The sequence below is a fragment of the Aquipuribacter hungaricus genome (genome assembly GCF_037860755.1).
Lineage (GTDB): Bacteria > Actinomycetota > Actinomycetes > Actinomycetales > JBBAYJ01 > Aquipuribacter > Aquipuribacter hungaricus.
Genome location: NZ_JBBEOI010000001.1, coordinates 142,757 through 159,560, shown reverse-complemented (window position 1 = coordinate 159,560; position 16,804 = coordinate 142,757). Strand labels below are relative to the sequence as shown.

Below are 16,804 nucleotides of genomic sequence, written 5' to 3'. Positions count from 1 at the left end.
GTCCCGCCGGCTCGACCGCCCCGTCCGGGCGCCGGCGGACGGGCAGGAGGACGGTCGCCGGGCGGCCGCGCGGCTCCCAGTCGGTGAGCACCGCCTCGGCACGCACCGGCGGCGTCAGGCCCGAGAGGCCGTCGAGCAGCGGGCCGAGCAGCCCGAGCAGCGCCGCCACCGCGGCCAGCGGGTTGCCGGGCAGCCCCACGAGCGGGGTGCCGCCGGGCAGGGACGCCAGGAGCATCGGGTGCCCGGGGCGGACCTCGACGCCGTCGACCACCAGGCGCGCGCCGGTCCGGGCCAGCCACGGTCGCAGCCGGTCGGCCGGCCCGCTGCCGGCCATCCCGCACGTGAGGAGCACGTCGGCCCCGCCCGAGCCCAGACGCTCCAGCGCCGCGTCCAGCTCGCCCGGGGCGTCGCCGCACCGCTCGAGCGCCACGAGGTCGCCGCCGAGCGAGGCCACCGCCCCCGGCAGCAGCGGGCCGACCGCGTCCCGCACCTGCCCGGGCACGGGCAGCCCGGCCGCCACCACCTCGTCGCCGGTGAGCAGCGCCGCGACCCGCGGCCGGCGCCTGACCTGCAGGCAGTCCGAGCCGGTGCTCGCCGCGAGCCCCAGCACCCCGGGGACCACACGACGGCCCGCGGGCAGCAGCGGCTCCCCGGCCGAGCACTCCTCGCCGCGCGGACGGACGTGCCGGCGGTCCGGCGGGGTACCGTCGAGGTGGACGACGGCATCCGCGCCGGCGGCAGCACCGACCAGTCGGACGACCTCGACGGGCAGCACCCGGTCGGTGCCGGCGGGGACGAGCGCGCCGGTGGCGACCTCGACCGCGTGCCCGTCGTCGAGCGGGGCCGACGGTCCGGCGCCGGCGAGCGCCTGCCCGACCACCCGCCACGGCCCGGGACCGCGGACCGCGAACCCGTCCATCGCCGAGGCGTCGGCGGCGGGCACGTCGCCCAGGGCGTGCAGCGGTGCGGCGAGCACCGTGCCGAGGGCCTCGCCGACCGGGACGGTCACCGGGGCAGGGGCCAGGGCGGACCCCAGACCGCGGGCGGCGGAGCGGGCTTCGTCGAAGCCCGCCCCGTGCTCGCCCGCAGCCGGGACGACCACCGCGCTCAGCGCACGGCGACGGGCTGCGCCGCCACGACGCCGGCGGGCACCGGGGCGTCCGCGCGCGCCTCGAGCCGGACCACGACGGACTTGCTGGCCGGCGTCCCCGAGATGTCGGCCTTGTGCCCGAGCGGGACCAGGACGTTCGTCTCCGGGTAGTACGACGCCACGCAGCCGCGGGCGGTCGAGTACGAGACGACGCGGAAGTTCTCCGCGCGGCGCTCCCCGTCCGTCCACTCGCTCACCAGGTCCACGTGCTGGCCGTCGACCAGGCCGTGCGCGGCGATGTCGTCGGGGTGGACGAACACCACGCGGCGGCCGTCGGTGATGCCGCGGTAGCGGTCGTCGAGCCCGTAGATCGTGGTGTTGAACTGGTCGTGGCTGCGCAGGGTCTGCATGAGCAGGCGGCCCTCCGGCACGTGCGGGTACTCCAGCTCGTTCGACGTGAACGACGCCTTGCCGGTCTTGGTGTTCCAGCGGCGCTGGGCCGCGGCGTGCGGCAGGACGAACCCGTCCTTGCCGTCCGGCCCGGTGATCTTCGCCTCGTAGTCCTCGAAGCCCGGGATCACGCGGCCGATCCGCTCGCGGATGGTCGCGTAGTCGTCCTCGAAGGCCTGCCAGTCGGCCGCCACCGTGGTGCCCAGCAGCTCGCGCGCCAGCCGGCAGACGATGGCCACCTCGGACAGCAGGTGCTCCGAGGCGGGCTTGAGGCGGCCCTTGGACGCGTGGACCGCGGACATGGAGTCCTCGACCGTGACGACCTGCTCGCCGCTGCGCTGGACGTCGCGCTCGGTGCGGCCGAGGGTCGGGAGGATGAGGGCGGTCTCGCCCGCCACGACGTGGGACCGGTTGAGCTTGGTCGACACCTGCACCGTCATGGCGCAGGAGCGCAGCGCGGCCTCGGTGACGTCGGTGTCCGGGGTGGCCCGGACGAAGTTGCCGCCCATGCCCATGAAGAAGCGGGCCTGCCCGTCGCGCATGGCCTCGATGGCCTTGACGGTGTCGTAGCCGTGCTCGCGCGGGGACGTGAACGAGAACTCCGTGTCGAGGGCGTCGTGGAACGTCGACGGCATCCGCTCGAAGATCCCCATCGTCCGGTCGCCCTGGACGTTGGAGTGCCCGCGCACGGGGCACACGCCGGCGCCCGGGCGGCCGATGTTGCCCTGGATCAGCAGCAGGTTGACGACCTCGCGCAGCGTCTTGACCGAGTGCTTGTGCTGGGTCAGCCCCATCGCCCAGCAGACGATGGTGCGGCCGGACCGGGCGAACCGGCCGGCGAGGCCCTCGATCTCGGCGCGGGTCAGGCCGGTGGCGGTGAGGACCTCGTCCCAGTCCAGGTCGGCGAGCCCGTCGCGGTACTCCTCGAAGCCGCTGGTGTGCTCCTCGACGAAGCTGCGGTCCACGACGGAGCCCGGCTCGGCGGCCTCCATGTCGAGCAGCAGCTTCCCGACGGCCTGGAACAGGGCCATGTCCCCGCCGACGCGGACCTGGAGGAAGTCGTCGCTGAGCTCGGTGCCGGTGAGCACGTTGACCGGGGACTGCGGGTTCTTGAACTTCATCAGCCCGGCCTCGGGCAGCGGGTTGACCGAGACGACGACCGCGCCGTTCTTCTTGGCCTTCTGCAGCGCGCTGAGCATGCGCGGGTGGTTGGTGCCCGGGTTCTGGCCGGCGACGACGACGAGCTCGGCCTCGTGGATGTCCTCCAGCGACACCGACCCCTTGCCGACGCCGATGGTCTCGCCGAGCGCGGAGCCCGAGGACTCGTGGCACATGTTCGAGCAGTCGGGCAGGTTGTTCGTGCCGTAGCCGCGCACGAGCAGCTGCCACAGGAACGCCGCCTCGTTGGACGTGCGGCCCGAGGTGTAGAACACCGCGTCGTCCGGGCTGGGCAGGCTCTTCAGCTGCTCGGAGATGGTGCGGAACGCCTCGTCCCAGCCGATCGGGACGTAGTGGTCGGACCCGGCGCGGCGGATCATGGGCGACGTGAGCCGGCCCTGCTGCCCCAGCCACCAGTCGGTCTTGCCGGCCAGGTCGGTGAGGGAGTGCTCGGCGAAGAACTCCGGCGTCACGCGCCGCAGCGTGGCCTCCTCGGCGACGGCCTTGGCGCCGTTCTCGCAGAACTCGGCGGGGGAGCGGTCCTTCGGGTCCGGCCACGCGCAGCCGGGGCAGTCGAAGCCGTGCTTCTGGTTGAGGCGCAGCAGGGTGCGGCCGGTGCGGACCGCACCCATCTGCTCGTTGGAGTAGTCCAGCGCCTTGAGCACCGCGGGCACGCCGGCGGCGTAGTGCTTGCGCTCCTCGACGACGATGTCGCGGTCGTCGAAGTCGTCGCGGGGGGCCTTGGTCGCCATGGGTGCTCCTCGGTGCGTCGTCGCAGGTGGTGCAGGTCCGGTGGGCGTGCTGGTCGTCCTCGGTGCTGGCGGTGCCCTGCTCAGGTGAACAGGGCCGCGACCCTCACCGCGGTCTCGCTCACGCCGTAGGCGAGCGCGAGCCCGACCACGACCCAGAGGGCGATCGCGGCGGTGCGTTCGGCGGCCTCGGCCGCGCCGTGCGTGCGGGGGGCGGGGTGCCCCTGGGTGCCGTGCGACATTGTCGTCTCCTCAGCCGGGGGTGGCGTGGTCGGGGGTGCCCGGCCGGGTCAGCGCTCGCCCGCGAGGGCGGACTGGCGGTCGGCGGCGGGCTCGTGGAACTTCCGGTTGACCGGGCGCACGAGCAGGTTGGCGACGAAGCCGACCAGCAGGACGCCGACCATGATGCTCAGCGAGAGCGTGTACAGGTCCGGGCCCTCGGCGCCGCGGCTGGTCTGCACGTCGAGGATGCGGCTGACGATGATCGGGCCGGCGACGCCGGCGGCGGACCAGGCGGTGAGCAGCCTGCCGTGGATGGCGCCGACCTGGTACCCGCCGAACAGGTCCTTGAGGTAGGCCGGGACGGTGGCGAAGCCGCCGCCGTAGAAGCTGAGGATGACGACGGTGAGCAGGACGAAGACCGTCAGCGACAGCTGGCCGAAGAGCACGACGAGCAGGTAGGCCGCAGCCCCGACGCCCAGGTACATGACGTAGGTGTTCTTGCGGCCGATGACGTCGGAGGTCGACGACCAGACCAGGCGACCGGCCATGTTGGCGAGGCTGAGCAGGCCCACGTAGCCGGCGGCCTCGGCCGCGTCGACGGAGGAGAAGAACGCCTGCACCATCGGCGAGGCCTGGGCGAGGATTCCGATGCCGGCGGTGACGTTGCAGAACAGCACCGTCCACAGCAGCCAGAACTGCGGGGTCTTGATGGCGTTGGCCGCGCTGACGTTGGCCGTGGTCTTCATCGACGCGGTGTCCGTGGCGGGGGGCGGGGTCCAGCCCTCCGGGCGCCAGTCGGGGGAGGGGACCCGCACGACGTAGGCACCGAGCGACATGAGCACGGCGTAGGTGATGCCGAGGGTGAGGAACACCGGCACGAGCGCGTCGGCGGGGTTCTCGGCGTAGAGGCCGAGGAGCCGGTTGCTCAGCGGGGAGGCGACGAGCGCGCCGCCGCCGAAGCCCATGATCGCCAGGCCGGTGGCCAGGCCGGGACGGTCGGGGAACCACTTGATGAGCGTCGAGACCGGCGAGATGTAGCCGATGCCCAGGCCGACGCCGCCGAGCACGCCGTAGCCGAGGTAGACCAGCCAGAGCTGGCCCGAGGAGATGCCGAGCGCGGCGATGAGGAAGCCGAGGCTCCAACAGGTCGCGGACAGGGCCATCGCCTTGCGGGGGCCGTTGCGCTCGACCCAGGTCCCGCCGAATGCGGCTGACAGGCCGAGCATGACGATGGCGATCGAGAAGATGATGGCGATGTCGGTGGCGCTGGCGCCGAAGCGCTCGGCCAGCGGGGCGTTGAAGACGCTGAAGGCGTACACCTGACCGATCGACAGGTGCACCGCCAGCGCGGCCGGGGGCACGAGCCACCGGTTGAAGCCGGGACCGGCGACGGTCCGCTCACGGTCGAGCAGTGCGAGCATCGTTGCTCCTCGGGTCAGGGGGCGGGGCGGGGGAGGCCGGTCTGTGATACGTCTGATCAAACCTTGAAGCAAATCCGGTTCCCCGTCTGCGCGGCTCCTGCGCCAGGCGGTACCCCCCGTGCGACGAACGGTCGGTGGGGCGAACCTAGGCCCGGGGGCGGATACTTGCGCGGTGGCGATGACGGCTCGACGACGCGTGGTCCGCCACGACACCACGACGTCGGTGACGACGACCCGCCCGGACTCCCTCGCGGTCGAGGAGCCCCTGGAGGTCCGGCTGTCGGGCAAGGCCTTCACGGTGACGATGCGCACGCCCGGTCACGACATCGACCTGGCACTGGGCTTCCTCGTCGGCGAGGGCGTGGTGGGCGCCGCGGCCGACGTGGTGACGGTGCGCTCCCTCGACGCCGCCGTCGACGTGGTGCTCGCCCCTCACGTGCCGCCGCCGGACCCGTCGCTGGAGCGCCACGTCTACACGTCGTCCGCGTGCGGCGTCTGCGGCAGCGCCTCGCTCGAGGCCGTGGAGAAGGTCGCCCGCTTCGACACCGCGTCGGACCCGGTGCGCGTCGCCCCGTCGCTGCTGGTGTCGCTGCCGGACCTGCTGCGCGAGGAGCAGGCCGTGTTCTCCACCACGGGCGGGCTGCACGCGGCCGGGCTGTTCACCGCCGACGGCGAGTGCCTCGTGGTGCGCGAGGACGTGGGTCGGCACAACGCCGTGGACAAGGTCGTCGGCTGGGCGCTGCGCGAGGGACGGGTGCCCCTGGCCGGGCACGTCCTGCAGGTGAGCGGCCGGGCGTCCTTCGAGCTCGTCCAGAAGGCCCGCCTGGCCGGCATCCCGGTGCTCGCGGCCGTCTCCGCGCCCTCGTCGCTGGCCGTCGAGCTCGCCGAGGACGCAGGCATGACGCTGGTCGGCTTCAGCCGCGGCGGCCGCTTCACCGTCTACACGGGCGAGCACCGGGTCGACCTGCCCGCCTGAGCGGGGCTCGCGGTCACGGACGTGCGGTCACGCCTGACCGGACTATGAGCCTGACACGGCCCCCTCTCCTGCTTCGGTCCGCCGTGGGCGACCAGCCACCGGGTCCTGGCCCCTCGGTGCTCACCAGTTCTCAGGAGCTGTCGTGGGGAATTACCTACCGCCGCTGGACAAGCGTCCAGCCTGGTCGCTTGTCCAGTACCACTGTGCTCGTCGCCCGAGCCGGCTACTGCCCCGTCGCTCGGTGCCGTGCCCTGACCCGCGGGCCGAACGACGCAGGACTGACCCCTGGTGTCCGTCCCGCCGGGCGTCCGCAGCGTTGCGCTCACAGCCTGTGCAGGGATGCCACCGTCCACAGCCGCGCCGTCACCGGGACCGTCCCACGCGCCGAGCGCGCACGCTGCCGGCGTGGGGAACGACGGGTGGGACGCGCCGGACAGGGCGGAACAGTGCAGGGGCGAGATCGTGCGGGCCGGCATGGACATCGTGATGGAGCGCGGCTGGCGTCAGCTGACGGTGCGAGGTGTGGCGGAGCGCGCAGGGGTCTCGCGCAGCCTGGTGGGGTACCACTTCGGCACGGCGGGGCGGCTGCGGCGGGAGGTGGCGGCAGACCTCGTCGCCGACATGCTCCGCCCGGCCCTGCACGACCTCACGTCCCGCGGCACCTGGCAGGAGGGCGTGGCGGCGGTGCTCGACGGTCTGCTCGACGACGCGCTCCGGGCCGACGACGTGCTCCGTGCTGACGACGTGCTCCGAGGCGACGAGGCGGACCGGGCCGACGACACCGGGGTCGGCGCGTACGACGACCTGCTCGGATACGGCCCGCCCGGGCCCGAGCAGCGGCACGTGCTGGCCGAGGTCGTGGTGGCCGCCATGGACGACGCGATCGTCCGGTCGACCGTGCGGCGGTCCCTGGACGACGCCCGGTCGGGGCTGCTCTGGTGGCTGGCGCGCACGGGCGTCCCGGCCGAGCAGCGCGAGGGTGCCGCGGTGCTCCTCGTCGCGCTCCTCGACGGGCTGCTGCTGCACCACGCGCTCGACCCGTCCCTCCCGCTGGAGGACGCCTCGGCCGTGCTCCTCGCCGACCGCCGCGCTCAGCCGCGCAGCGCCGGCAGGACCTCCTGCTCGAACAGCTCGATGCCGCTCGTGTCGTAGGCGGCCTCGGGGAAGTAGAGGATCGGGTAGGTCATCCCGGCGTCGACGAGCGGGCGCAGCTTCTCCACGACCTGCTCGGGCGTGCCCACGGCCGGCAGCTCCGGCGCGTACGAGACCACCTCGCGCTCGACGGCGGCCGGGCTGACCAGGCCCTCCAGGCGGGACCGGCGCTGCGCGAGGCGGTCGGCCACCTCGGCCTCGTCACGACCGAGGACGACGTTGTAGTTGGCGCTGCGGGTGATGGTCGCCGGGTCGCGCCCGATGTCGCGGCAGTGGCCGGCCAGCACCTCGGACTTGTGGACGAACCCCTCGAGCGTGCCCTCGAAGTTCGTGTACCGCGCGTGCTCCGCGGCGATCCGCAGCGTCTTCCGCTCCCCGCCGCCGGCCACCCACAGCGGGATCCCGCCCTCCTGCAGCGGGAGCGGCCGGCACAGCGCCCCGTCGGTCCGGTAGTGCTCGCCGGCGAAGGTGGAGGAGCCCTGCTCCCACATCTGCCGCATGATCTCCACGCCCTCGCGCAGCATCGCCAGCCGCTCGCCCGCGCCGGGGAAGCCGTAGCCGTAGGCGCGCCACTCGTGCTCGTACCAGCCCGCACCGATGCCCATCTCGACGCGGCCGCCGGACACGACGTCGACGGTCGCCGCGACCTTGGCAAGGTAGGCGGGGTTCCGGTAGCCGGTGCACGTGCACATCTGCCCCAGGCGGACCCGGTCGGTGACCGCGGCGAGGGCCGCCATCAGCGTCCACGCCTCGTGCGTGGCCTCCTCGGTCGGCTCCGGCACCGTGTGGAAGTGGTCGTACACCCACAGCGACTCCCACGGGCCGGCGTCGGCGCGCTGCGCGAGCGCCCGCAGGGTGGACCAGTGCTCGGCGGGGTCGATGCCCACCAGGTCCAGGCGCCAGCCCTGGGGGACGAAGAGACCGAACCGGAGGGCGTCGTCGCTCATGGCGGCGACGGTAGACCGACCCGCATGCCCCCCGCAGCCAGCGGGTAGCGCCCTGCGCATGCAGCATGACCTGACGGACACCGAGCTCGACGAGCTCTGGGACGAGTTCCACACCGTGGTGAACATGACCAGCCGCGAGCTGGGCGACTGGTTGCGGGTGCGCGCGGCCGACGAGGTCGGCGAGGCGCTCCCCGACCGGGCGGGCACCGAGACCGGGCAGCACGTCCTGCGGCTGCTGGGGAAGCGGAAGACCGACGTGGACGCCGACGACGTCGCCCTGATGCAGCGGGTCGTCGACCGGGTCCGCTCGGAGCGCCGCGAGGACCTGGAGCCGACGGCCGGCGAGGCCCACTGGCGCCACCGTCTCATGACGGTGGGCCACGACCCGCTCAAGCCGGTCGGCGAGACCACGGACCGCCGCGCCGACTGACCTGCGAGGGAGGGGCCGCCGAGGGGCGGCCCTCCCTCAGGCGGCGACGGCGACCGGGGCGCCGGCCGCAGGTGCCACGGGGGCGACCACGGCCGCACGGCCGCGGCGCGACAGGACCGCCGCCACCTTCCGGCGGGCACCGGTCGCCGCACCGCGGGCGAGCATGGCAGCCGTCTGGGCGGCCGTCGTGTCGTTGGGCAGCGACAGCTTCACGACCTGGCGCCAGGCGGAGGCGACCTGCTGCGTGAGCGTCCCGGTTGTGTACTTGATGCCGTAACGGGCGCAGACGTCCTGGATCCGGGGGGCGATCTGGGCGTACCGGTTGCTCGGCATGTCCGGGAACAGGTGGTGCTCGATCTGGTGCGACAGGTTGCCGGTCATCACGTGCATGGCCTTGGAGCCGCGGATGTTGGCCGAGCCCATCATCTGGCGCAGGTACCACTCGCCGCGGGTCTCGCCCTCGATGGAGTCCTTGGCGAAGGTGTCGACGCCCTCGGGGAAGTGGCCGCACATGATCACCGAGTGGGTCCACACGTTGCGGACCAGGTTCGCGACCACGTTGGCGCCCAGCGTGTGCAGCACCGACGGGCCGCTCAGCAGCGGGTGGACGACGTAGTCCTTGGTCATCTGGCGGCGGACCTTGGTCAGCACCTTGCGGGCGTTGGCGCGCAGCGTCGGGTCGTCCAGCGTGCCGTTGCGGATGTGCGCGCCCAGCTCGAGGTCGTAGGAGGCGATCCCATACTCGAAGAAGCACGCGTTGAGGAAGTTCCAGAACGGCTGGAGCACGTAGGCGGGGTACCAGCGCTGGTCCTCGTCGACCCGCATGATCCCGTAGCCGAGGTCGTTGTCGCGGCCCAGCACGTTGGTGAAGGTGTGGTGCAGCTCGTTGTGGCTGTGCTTCCACAGGTCCGACGGCGAGGCGTGGTCCCACTCGTAGGACGTCGAGTGAATCTTCGGGTCGCGCATCCAGTCCCACTGGCCGTGCATGACGTTGTGGCCGATCTCCATGTTCTCGAGGATCTTGGCCACGCTCAGCCCGGCGGTCCCGAGGAACCAGGCCGGCGGGAACAGCGAGAACAGCAGAACCGCACGGCTGCCCATCTCCAGCGAGCGCTGGACGGTCATGACGCGACGGATGTAGGCGGCGTCGGCCGCGCCGCGGGAGTCGAAGACCTCCTTGCGCAGCGCGTCCAGCTCGCGCCCGAGCGCCTCGACCTGGGCGGCGTCCAGGTGGGCGGTCGGGTCCGGCCTGCCCGAGCGCTTGGGGACGAGGGTCCGCTCGGTGGTCACGGTCGACAGGCGGGTGCTGGTGGGCATGAGGGCTCCTGGGGGTCGGAGGTCGCCGCGCCACCGGGGAGGGGTGCCGGGCGGTCGGGTCTGGGGGACTGGGGGTCGGGCGGGGGCCTAGACGTCGAGGTCGCAGGCCCCGGCGGCGGCCGAGACGCAGGTCTGGATGCGGATGCCGTCCTCGGGGACGGCGGTCGTGGTCTCGCCGGAGCGCAGGTCGCGCACGGTGCCCTCGCGCAGGCCGACGACGCAGCCGAAGCAGATGCCCATCCGGCACCCGGACGGCATGAGGACGCCGGCGTCCTCGCCCGCGTCGAGCAGGGTGGTGGAGCCGTCGACGTCGACGGCGGTGCCGCTGCGCGAGAAGGAGACCGAGCCGCCCTCGCCCACCGCGGCGACGGTGGGGCGGAACCGCTCGGTGTGCATCCGGTCGGCGACGCCCGCGCCCGCCCAGTGCTCCTCGACCGCGTCGAGCATGGCCGTCGGCCCGCACGCCCAGGTCTGGCGGGAGCGCCAGTCCGGGACGAGCGCGGTGAGGTCGTCGGGGGTGAGGATCCCGTCGGTGCCGGTGTGGCGCTCGACGAGGCGGATCCGGCCCTGGGCGGCCCAGGCGCGCAGCTCGGCGCCGAAGATGACGTCCTCGGCGCGGGGGGCGGAGTGGACGACGACCACGTCGGCGAGCTCGTGCAGGTGGCTGCGGAGCATCCCGACGACGGGGGTGACACCGGAGCCGGCCGTGACGAAGAGGGTGGGCCCGCGATGGTCGCCGAGCGTGAACCCGCCCGTCGCCTGGTCCAGGTGCAGGAGCGTGCCGGGGCGGAGCCGGTGCGCGACGTGGCCGCTGACGACCCCGTCGGGGATCGCCTTGACGGTGACCTGCACCAGGCCGTCGGCACGGCCGGCGGGGGAGGTGATGGAGTAGGCGCGCCAGCGGCGGACGCCGTCGACGTCGACGCCCAGGCGGACGTACTGCCCGGCGGTGTGGCCGGCCCAGTCGCGCCCGGGGCGGATGACGACGGTGGTGGCGTCGGCCGTCTCCCGGACGACGTCGACGACGCGACCGCGCAGCGGGGCGCCGGAGCGCAGCGGGGCGACGAGGTCCAGGTAGTCCCCGGGCACGAGCGGGGTGACGGCCGTGGTGGCCAGCCGTGACAGCACCGCCGCCAGGCTCCGCCGCGCGGGGCGCGGGGGGTCCCCGGCGTCGGGGCGGGGCAGCACGAGGAGGGGCACGTCGTCGACGGTAACCTACGGTCCCGTAAGTTACGACACCGTAGGCTGTGGCAGACCTCATACGGCCCAGAGGTTTGACGACCGGGCCCGGCGAGGAAGACCCACCGTCCGGCTCCCCATCCGGCAGCCCGACGGTGACGTACCCGCGGTGCCCCGGTCGTCGACGACCGGGGGCGCGCCGCACGTCGCGGCGCGCAACGGCGGTCCTCCTGAGGAGCCAGTCATGCAGCACCAGCCCTCCCCGTCCCTGCACCACCCCCCGGTCGTGGACGCGCCTGCGCCCGCGGCCCCGGGCTCCAGCCGGCGGTTCTTCCTCGCCGGTACCAGTGCCCTCGCCCTCGCGGCGACGGCCGGCGGCACCACCGCCTGGGCCCACGGCGACCCCGCCGCGAGCGCCGGCACCGACGCCGTGGACGTCGACCTGCAGGCGGGCACCGTCGTCGCCTACATCCGCCCCGGCGAGTCCGAGGTCACCGTCATGTCCGGCGACCGCGAGGTCGTCGTCGAGGACCCCGCGCTCGTGCGGGCCATCGTCCGGACGCTGGGGGCCCGCTGATGTCGTCCCACCGCGAGGCACCGGAGATCTCCAAGGACCCGGTCGCCGACTCCACCGACGTCTACGCCTTCGTCAGCCCGGACCGCCCGGACACCGTGACGATCATCGCCAACTACGTCCCGCTGCAGGACCCGGCGAGCGGGCCGAACTTCTTCGAGTTCGGCGACGACGTCGAGTACAAGATCCACATCGCCCCGACCCTGGGCGACAGCCGTGACGAGATCACCTACTCGTTCCGGTTCAGCACCCGGGTGCCCAACCCGAACACGTTCCTCTACATCACCGGGCCGGTCACCAGCCTGGACTCGCCGAGCTACAACCGGCCCCAGACCTACTCCGTCACCCGGCGCTCGCGGCAGCGCAACCGCACCCAGGCCACCGGCCTCAAGGTGCCGCCGTGCAACGTCGGTCCCCGCTCGACGCCGGACTACGTCGGCCTCGCCGAGGACGCCTACTACGACCTGCCCGACGGCGGTCGCGTGTTCGCCGGGCAGCGGGCCGACCCGTTCTGGGTCGACCTCGGCTCGGTGTTCGACCTGGGCGCGCTGCGGCCGTTCCAGAACCTGCACCTGCTGCCGATGGGCGCCATGAGCGGCATCAACACGCTGTCGCAGGTCAATGTCCACAGCATCGTGCTGCAGCTGCCCATCAGCTCCGTCACGCGCAACCGCGACAACCCGTCGGACCCGATGGACCACGACTCGACCATCGGGGTGTGGACGTCGGCCAGCCGGGCCAAGAACCGGACGTTCGACGAGAAGCTCGACCGCTACGTCAGCACGGGCCCGATGGCGCAGGTCTCGCGGATGGCGAACCCGCTGTTCAACGAGGTCCTCGTGCCGATGTCGCGCAAGGACTCCTTCAACAACTCCACGCCGTGGGGTGACTCGCAGTTCGCCGGCGGGGTCGCGCGTCCGGAGCTGGCGGGCCTGCTGCCGGTGCTCTACCCGGGCGTCTTCCCGAACCTGCAGGGCTACACCAAGGAGCGCGCGGACCTTCTCGCGATCCTGCTCACGGGCATCCCCGGGGGCGTCGTCCCGGGGTTCCAGAACTACACCGGCCCGACCCAGGCGGACATGCTCCGGCTCAACGTCGCCATCCCGCCGGCGACGGACCCGAACCCGCTGGGCATCGTCGGCGGCGACCTCGCCGGCTTCCCCAACGGCCGGCGGCTCACCGACGACGTGGTCACCATCGAGCTGCGGGCGATCGCCGGGGCCACCATCCCGCTGGTCGACCCGTCGTTCACCCCGGACGGCGCGGCCGCGCTCGTCACCGACGGCAGCACGCCCACGCCGGTGCTCGACGGGTTCCCCTACGTCAACGTGCCGTACTCCGGCTTCGACGTCCCGGCGGCCTGACCGGTGGCCGGCACGGAGCAGCACGGGCACGACCACGGCGGGCACCAGGACCACGGGCACGCCCATGATCACGACCACGGGCACACCCACGGGCACGACCACGGGTCCGCCGACGGTCACCGCCCCGGCTTCGTGTCGGCCCACAACCCGGGCGCGGGGCAGGGTCCCGTCGTCCTCGACATCGGCGGGGACGTCGGGGCCCTGGTCCTGCACACCCCGGCGGAGATGGTCGGCCGGGAGATCGAGATCAGCCCGGCCGGGCGGGACGACGAGCGCCAGCACGTCGAGGTCCTCCCGCGCACCACGCCGTCCGGGGCCGTCCGGCCCACCGCGGTGTTCGGCGCCCTCCAGCAGGGCGGCTGGACGCTGTGGCAGGCCGACGGCTCCGCGGCGCTCCGCGTCACGGTGACCGGCGGCGAGGTCGTCGAGGCCCGCTGGCCGGAGCCGGCGGTCTAGCCGGCAAGGTCCGGGCAGGCGTCCGTGGCCGGTGGTCCCTCCGGGGGCCGCCGGCTGCGGCGTCCCGGCCCCCCGGGCGCCCCCCGCTCACGGACAGGCGCGGGCGCCGGGTCGTCAGCTGCCGGGGGAGGTCCGGGCGGCGTGCTCGCGCAGCTCCAGGTCGACGAACCCGGCGACCATCGCCCGCCACACCTGCTCGGCGACCCCGGTGTCCAGGCCGGCTGCGAGGGCCCGCTCCCTCACGGCGGCGAGGACGGCTGCCTGCCGGTCGGGAGCGCGCACCGCGGCCTCGTCGGTCTTGAGCGTCCCGGCCAGGCGCACCTGCTCCTGCCGGCGGGCGAGCAGCCCGACGAGCCGGGCGTCGATCCGGTCGATCTCGGCGCGCACCTGCGCCAGGCCGGCCGGTGCGGGTGCCGCTGCGTCAGTCGCACGTGGACCGTCCTCCGCCACCACCGTCGGCTCGTGCCGGACGGGGAAGGCGACCGACGCCGCGATGAAGCAGCGCTCGCCGGCCAGGACGTGCGCGGCCGTCGCGGCCTCGACCATCGACGGGCCCGCCACCGTCACGTGCGGGCGCAGCACCACCTCGGTGAACCGCCCGCCGCCGGCGCCGTCCTCGGCCATGGTCCCGCCCGCCCGGTCCTCGTACGCCGTGACGACGACCCCCGCCTCCACGCAGGCGTGCAGGTACGACAGCAGGTGGCACTGCCCGAGTGCCGCGAGCAGCAGCAGCTCCGGGTTCCACCGGGTGGGGTCGCCCCGGAAGGCCGGGTCCGAGGAACCGGGCAGCGTCTCGCGCCCGGGCGTGCGCACCTCGAGCGAGCGCGCGTAGTCCCGGTAGCCGGACGTCCCGCTGCCGGTGTTGCCCGTCCAGACGGTCGTCACCTCGTAGGAGTGGCTCTGCATGCGCGGACGCTACCCAGGCACACTGTCACCCCAGGAGGGCTGTCCGAGCGGCCGATGGAGACGGTCTTGAAAACCGTTGGGCGGGTCACCACCCGTCTCGTGGGTTCGAATCCCACGCCCTCCGCTGACCAGCAGAAACGCCCCCTGACCTGCGACGATGCTGGCGCCGACCCACCTCGATAGCGCGCCCCCGTGTCCGGCTGTGAGCGGCCGTCAACGGTCGTATCCGGCTGCCAGTGCCCTATGCGTGCCCTCGGAATTCCCATTGAGCCAGCCCTTGCAGCCGCCCGGCCAAGGCCATCGGCCCCCCGCCGGCGGTGGCCGGTCAGTAGCGTGGCGGCATGGAGAAGCCCCTCGCCGACGCACGTGCGCTGGCGGCCCGCTGGCTGCAGGGCAGCGGGGATCGCTGGGACCATGTCCGCGCCATGGGTCTGCGAGCGGAGGCCTTCGCCGGGGCTACGGAGACCGTGTCGCCGATCGTCACCCGGGCTGCGTGGCTACATGACGTCGGGTACGCGCCGGCTCTCGCGCGGACGGGGTTCCATCCTCTGGACGGTGCGACTTTCCTGGCTGACAACGGCGAGAGCGACGAGGTCGTCGCGCTGGTAGCCCACCACTCGGGTGCCGCTTACGAAGCGGAAGAACGAGGCCTGGCGAAGGCACTGGCAGGGCTCCCATTGCCGTCGGCCACTGACCTGGACCTGATCACGTTCCTCGACCTCACCACGAGTCCGCAGGGGGACGTGGTGACGGTGGAGCAAAGGCTGTCGGAGATCCTGTCGCGGTACCCGGAGGAGGACCCGGTGCACCGGGCCGTCACCCGCTCTCGTCCCGAGCTGATCGCGTCGGCGCGACGAGGCAGGGTGTCTCTCGGGTCAGCCGATGTGGGGTCGACCGTCGACGCGTAGCGCGTCGGCCACTCGTTGGCGCATGGACGGATGCATGGACAGCTTGTCCAGCTGCTCTGGCTCGACCCACTCGACGGCCTTGCTCTCGCTGCTCGTCCGCAATTGTCCGCCGACGAGCCGGGCTCGGAAGCAGATCGAGAACTGCTGGCGAACTTCGCCGTCGTCGTAGGCCATGACGTGCCTGGGGTTGGTGTAGGTGCCCACGAGGTCCGTCACCTCGACGTCGTACCCGGTCTCCTCCTTCACCTCGCGGACGACGGTGTCACTGATGGATTCGCCGACCTCGTGACCGCCGCCGGGTAGCGCCCACAGGTCGTTGTCGGTCTTGTGGATCAGCAGCAGTCGACCGTTGTCGTCGAGAACGGCCGCGACCACTGAGGGGACGACGCTATTCGCGGCGGGGGCGTTCGGGTCGTCGATGTAGTCGACTCGGGCCATGCGGCGAGGGTACGACCGAGGACTAACCGGCGGATACGTCTGTGGCGCCGTCCCAGGTGCGGTCGAAGGACTTCATGTACGTGGTGAACAGGCGTCCCCCTGGCAGCCGGCGTAGGTGGAGGACCGGGGAGTGGCTCGCAGCCGCGCCATAGGTGTGAGGGTTCGCCAGGAGGGTCTCGTCGAAACGAAAGACGGACGCGTACAGCGTGGCGTTGTGCTTCCGGGCCGTCACGCCGGGCGCCGGCAGGATGCCTTGTAGGTAGTTCCACGTCAGGCGGCAACGGGCCGACAACAGGTCCCCGATCCCCTCCTCCTCGCCCCTGCGGGCAACGGCGTCGCCCTCGTGGTCACCGAACAGCAGCCGGACCTGCACCCCTCGTCTCGCCGCGGCGATGAGCCGCTCGTCGAACTCCGGGATCGCGTCGTGGAGGAAGCTGCCGGCGAAGGCAAGGACGTCGATCGCTTCCGTGGCGCCGTCGATCAGTGACGCCCACGTGTCGATGCTGACCGAGCCACGGTTCGGGTAGAGGGCGACGAATTCCGCCTGGCTGGCGGACTCGGATCGCTGGCTCGTGGCTGTCTGCGGCCACAGGAACACGTCGTCCTCGCCCAGCAGCTGCGCCAGGGCGACCCGGTGCCGGTGGTGGGGCACCCGGCCGGCGCCGACCCATCGCTCGACCGTCTTGCGGTCGACGCCGACTGCTTCGCCGACGTCCGTGAAGGAGCTCCCGCTGCCTGTGATGGCTGCTCGAAGACGCTCGTTGCTCGCCCCGTGGGATGTCATAGGACGTTTGTAGCGGATCAGGACGTCCTAAAGCGTCCCGCCGGGGGGTGTGGACGTCCCATTCGTCAGCGGTGCCATGGCTGTCCGGCCAACACCGGCGGTGCCGCCCCGACAGCGACCGTCGGCGGCCGAGTCCCAGCACCACGAGCTGACGTACGAGGAGACGAAGATGCAGCAGCCCATCCGCAGCCGGCCCGGCAAGGCCCGGCACCGGCACTCCTGTACCAAGGGTCTTCGTCCCGCATTGTCGACCGGGCCGCCCTGCCCCGGGTGCCCGGCGTTC

The 16,804-nt window shown here is 73.0% G+C and carries 17 protein-coding genes and 1 tRNA gene; 8 read left to right on the top strand and 10 right to left on the bottom strand.

What is annotated here, in order from left to right; all coding sequences use genetic code 11:
- The 4 genes from WCS02_RS00815 to WCS02_RS00800 all read right to left on the bottom strand — a co-directional run.
- Positions 1–1,102: molybdopterin molybdotransferase MoeA (locus tag WCS02_RS00815; protein WP_340288298.1), on the bottom strand; the 1,102-nt coding region annotated here is incomplete at its 3' end.
- Between the two features lie 5 nt (positions 1,103–1,107).
- Entirely contained in the window at positions 1,108–3,450 is a 2,343-nt protein-coding gene (locus tag WCS02_RS00810) for an FdhF/YdeP family oxidoreductase (RefSeq protein ID WP_340288294.1), read from the bottom strand.
- An 80-nt stretch (positions 3,451–3,530) separates the two neighbouring features.
- On the bottom strand, positions 3,531–3,689 hold the full coding sequence (locus WCS02_RS00805) for an MFS transporter small subunit (protein ID WP_340288291.1): 159 nt from the start codon (positions 3,687–3,689) through the stop codon (positions 3,531–3,533).
- Positions 3,690–3,737: 48 nt separating this feature from the next.
- Positions 3,738–5,090, bottom strand: coding sequence for an L-lactate MFS transporter (locus tag WCS02_RS00800; RefSeq protein ID WP_340288288.1), 1,353 nt, complete (start codon positions 5,088–5,090; stop codon positions 3,738–3,740).
- 178 nt (positions 5,091–5,268) lie between these two features.
- Between WCS02_RS00800 and fdhD the strand changes: the two genes are divergently transcribed.
- Both fdhD and WCS02_RS00790 read left to right on the top strand, forming a co-directional pair.
- Positions 5,269–6,066 carry a formate dehydrogenase accessory sulfurtransferase FdhD gene (gene fdhD / locus WCS02_RS00795; protein WP_340288314.1) on the top strand — a complete coding sequence of 266 codons (798 nt, stop codon included), beginning with the start codon at positions 5,269–5,271 and terminating at the stop codon, positions 6,064–6,066.
- A 405-nt stretch (positions 6,067–6,471) separates the two neighbouring features.
- Entirely contained in the window at positions 6,472–7,218 is a 747-nt protein-coding gene (locus tag WCS02_RS00790; protein ID WP_340288285.1) for a TetR/AcrR family transcriptional regulator, read from the top strand.
- On the opposite strand, the gene WCS02_RS00785 is transcribed toward WCS02_RS00790, so the two are convergent.
- On the bottom strand, positions 7,158–8,165 hold the full coding sequence (locus tag WCS02_RS00785) for an LLM class F420-dependent oxidoreductase (RefSeq protein ID WP_340288282.1): 1,008 nt from the start codon (positions 8,163–8,165) through the stop codon (positions 7,158–7,160). The genes WCS02_RS00790 and WCS02_RS00785 overlap by 61 nt on opposite strands.
- Before the next feature lie 58 nt (positions 8,166–8,223).
- On the opposite strand from WCS02_RS00785, the gene WCS02_RS00780 reads away from it, so the two are divergent.
- Positions 8,224–8,595 (top strand): DUF3140 domain-containing protein, encoded by a 372-nt coding sequence (locus tag WCS02_RS00780; protein ID WP_340288279.1) that lies wholly within the window; start codon positions 8,224–8,226, stop codon positions 8,593–8,595.
- A gap of 36 nt (positions 8,596–8,631) precedes the next feature.
- Here WCS02_RS00780 and WCS02_RS00775 read toward each other — a convergent pair whose 3' ends face one another.
- Both WCS02_RS00775 and WCS02_RS00770 read right to left on the bottom strand, forming a co-directional pair.
- On the bottom strand, positions 8,632–9,912 hold the full coding sequence (locus WCS02_RS00775; protein WP_340288276.1) for a fatty acid desaturase family protein: 1,281 nt from the start codon (positions 9,910–9,912) through the stop codon (positions 8,632–8,634).
- An 87-nt stretch (positions 9,913–9,999) separates the two neighbouring features.
- Positions 10,000–11,112: a ferredoxin reductase gene (locus WCS02_RS00770; protein WP_340288273.1), complete on the bottom strand. Its 1,113-nt coding sequence runs from the start codon at positions 11,110–11,112 to the stop codon at positions 10,000–10,002.
- A 223-nt stretch (positions 11,113–11,335) separates the two neighbouring features.
- Between WCS02_RS00770 and WCS02_RS00765 the strand changes: the two genes are divergently transcribed.
- From WCS02_RS00765 to WCS02_RS00755, 3 genes are read left to right on the top strand one after another with little or no spacing between them, the layout of a single operon-like run.
- A complete protein-coding gene (locus tag WCS02_RS00765) occupies positions 11,336–11,668 on the top strand; it encodes a hypothetical protein (protein ID WP_340288270.1) in 333 nt (110 codons plus the stop codon).
- Entirely contained in the window at positions 11,668–13,029 is a 1,362-nt protein-coding gene (locus WCS02_RS00760) for a DUF4331 domain-containing protein (protein ID WP_340288267.1), read from the top strand. Before WCS02_RS00765 ends, WCS02_RS00760 begins: the two co-directional genes overlap by 1 nt.
- 3 nt (positions 13,030–13,032) lie before the next feature.
- A complete protein-coding gene (locus tag WCS02_RS00755) occupies positions 13,033–13,485 on the top strand; it encodes a hypothetical protein (protein WP_340288264.1) in 453 nt (150 codons plus the stop codon).
- 114 nt (positions 13,486–13,599) lie between these two features.
- Here the strand turns inward: WCS02_RS00755 and WCS02_RS21115 are convergent, their stop codons facing one another.
- Positions 13,600–14,391 (bottom strand): chorismate mutase, encoded by a 792-nt coding sequence (locus WCS02_RS21115; protein ID WP_376984272.1) that lies wholly within the window; start codon positions 14,389–14,391, stop codon positions 13,600–13,602.
- A gap of 33 nt (positions 14,392–14,424) precedes the next feature.
- Here WCS02_RS21115 and WCS02_RS00740 point away from each other — a divergent pair.
- Together WCS02_RS00740 and WCS02_RS00735 are read left to right on the top strand one after the other, a co-directional pair.
- Positions 14,425–14,515 (top strand) — tRNA-Ser (locus tag WCS02_RS00740).
- A gap of 217 nt (positions 14,516–14,732) precedes the next feature.
- Entirely contained in the window at positions 14,733–15,299 is a 567-nt protein-coding gene (locus tag WCS02_RS00735) for an HD domain-containing protein (protein WP_340288261.1), read from the top strand.
- On the opposite strand, the gene WCS02_RS00730 is transcribed toward WCS02_RS00735, so the two are convergent.
- Positions 15,267–15,737 (bottom strand): NUDIX hydrolase, encoded by a 471-nt coding sequence (locus tag WCS02_RS00730; RefSeq protein WP_340288258.1) that lies wholly within the window; start codon positions 15,735–15,737, stop codon positions 15,267–15,269. The two genes, WCS02_RS00735 and WCS02_RS00730, sit on opposite strands and share 33 nt — an antisense overlap.
- A 22-nt stretch (positions 15,738–15,759) precedes the next feature.
- Positions 15,760–16,521: a phospholipase D-like domain-containing protein gene (locus WCS02_RS00725; protein WP_340288255.1), complete on the bottom strand. Its 762-nt coding sequence runs from the start codon at positions 16,519–16,521 to the stop codon at positions 15,760–15,762.
- Positions 16,522–16,804: the final 283 nt, after the last annotated feature.

Bases quoted from the DNA above. Each gene is read 5' to 3' on its own strand.
- WCS02_RS00810 (WP_340288294.1), bottom strand. From the start codon at position 3,450: ATGGCGACCAAGGCCCCCCGCGACGACTTCGACGACCGCGACATCGTC.
- WCS02_RS00805 (WP_340288291.1), bottom strand. From the start codon at position 3,689: ATGTCGCACGGCACCCAGGGGCACCCCGCCCCCCGCACGCACGGCGCG.
- WCS02_RS00800 (WP_340288288.1), bottom strand. From the start codon at position 5,090: ATGCTCGCACTGCTCGACCGTGAGCGGACCGTCGCCGGTCCCGGCTTC.
- fdhD (WP_340288314.1), top strand. From the start codon at position 5,269: ATGACGGCTCGACGACGCGTGGTCCGCCACGACACCACGACGTCGGTG.
- WCS02_RS00785 (WP_340288282.1), bottom strand. From the start codon at position 8,165: ATGAGCGACGACGCCCTCCGGTTCGGTCTCTTCGTCCCCCAGGGCTGG.
- WCS02_RS00780 (WP_340288279.1), top strand. From the start codon at position 8,224: ATGCAGCATGACCTGACGGACACCGAGCTCGACGAGCTCTGGGACGAG.
- WCS02_RS00775 (WP_340288276.1), bottom strand. From the start codon at position 9,912: ATGCCCACCAGCACCCGCCTGTCGACCGTGACCACCGAGCGGACCCTC.
- WCS02_RS00765 (WP_340288270.1), top strand. From the start codon at position 11,336: ATGCAGCACCAGCCCTCCCCGTCCCTGCACCACCCCCCGGTCGTGGAC.
- WCS02_RS00760 (WP_340288267.1), top strand. From the start codon at position 11,668: ATGTCGTCCCACCGCGAGGCACCGGAGATCTCCAAGGACCCGGTCGCC.
- WCS02_RS21115 (WP_376984272.1), bottom strand. From the start codon at position 14,391: ATGCAGAGCCACTCCTACGAGGTGACGACCGTCTGGACGGGCAACACC.
- WCS02_RS00735 (WP_340288261.1), top strand. From the start codon at position 14,733: ATGGAGAAGCCCCTCGCCGACGCACGTGCGCTGGCGGCCCGCTGGCTG.
- WCS02_RS00730 (WP_340288258.1), bottom strand. From the start codon at position 15,737: ATGGCCCGAGTCGACTACATCGACGACCCGAACGCCCCCGCCGCGAAT.
- WCS02_RS00725 (WP_340288255.1), bottom strand. From the start codon at position 16,521: ATGACATCCCACGGGGCGAGCAACGAGCGTCTTCGAGCAGCCATCACA.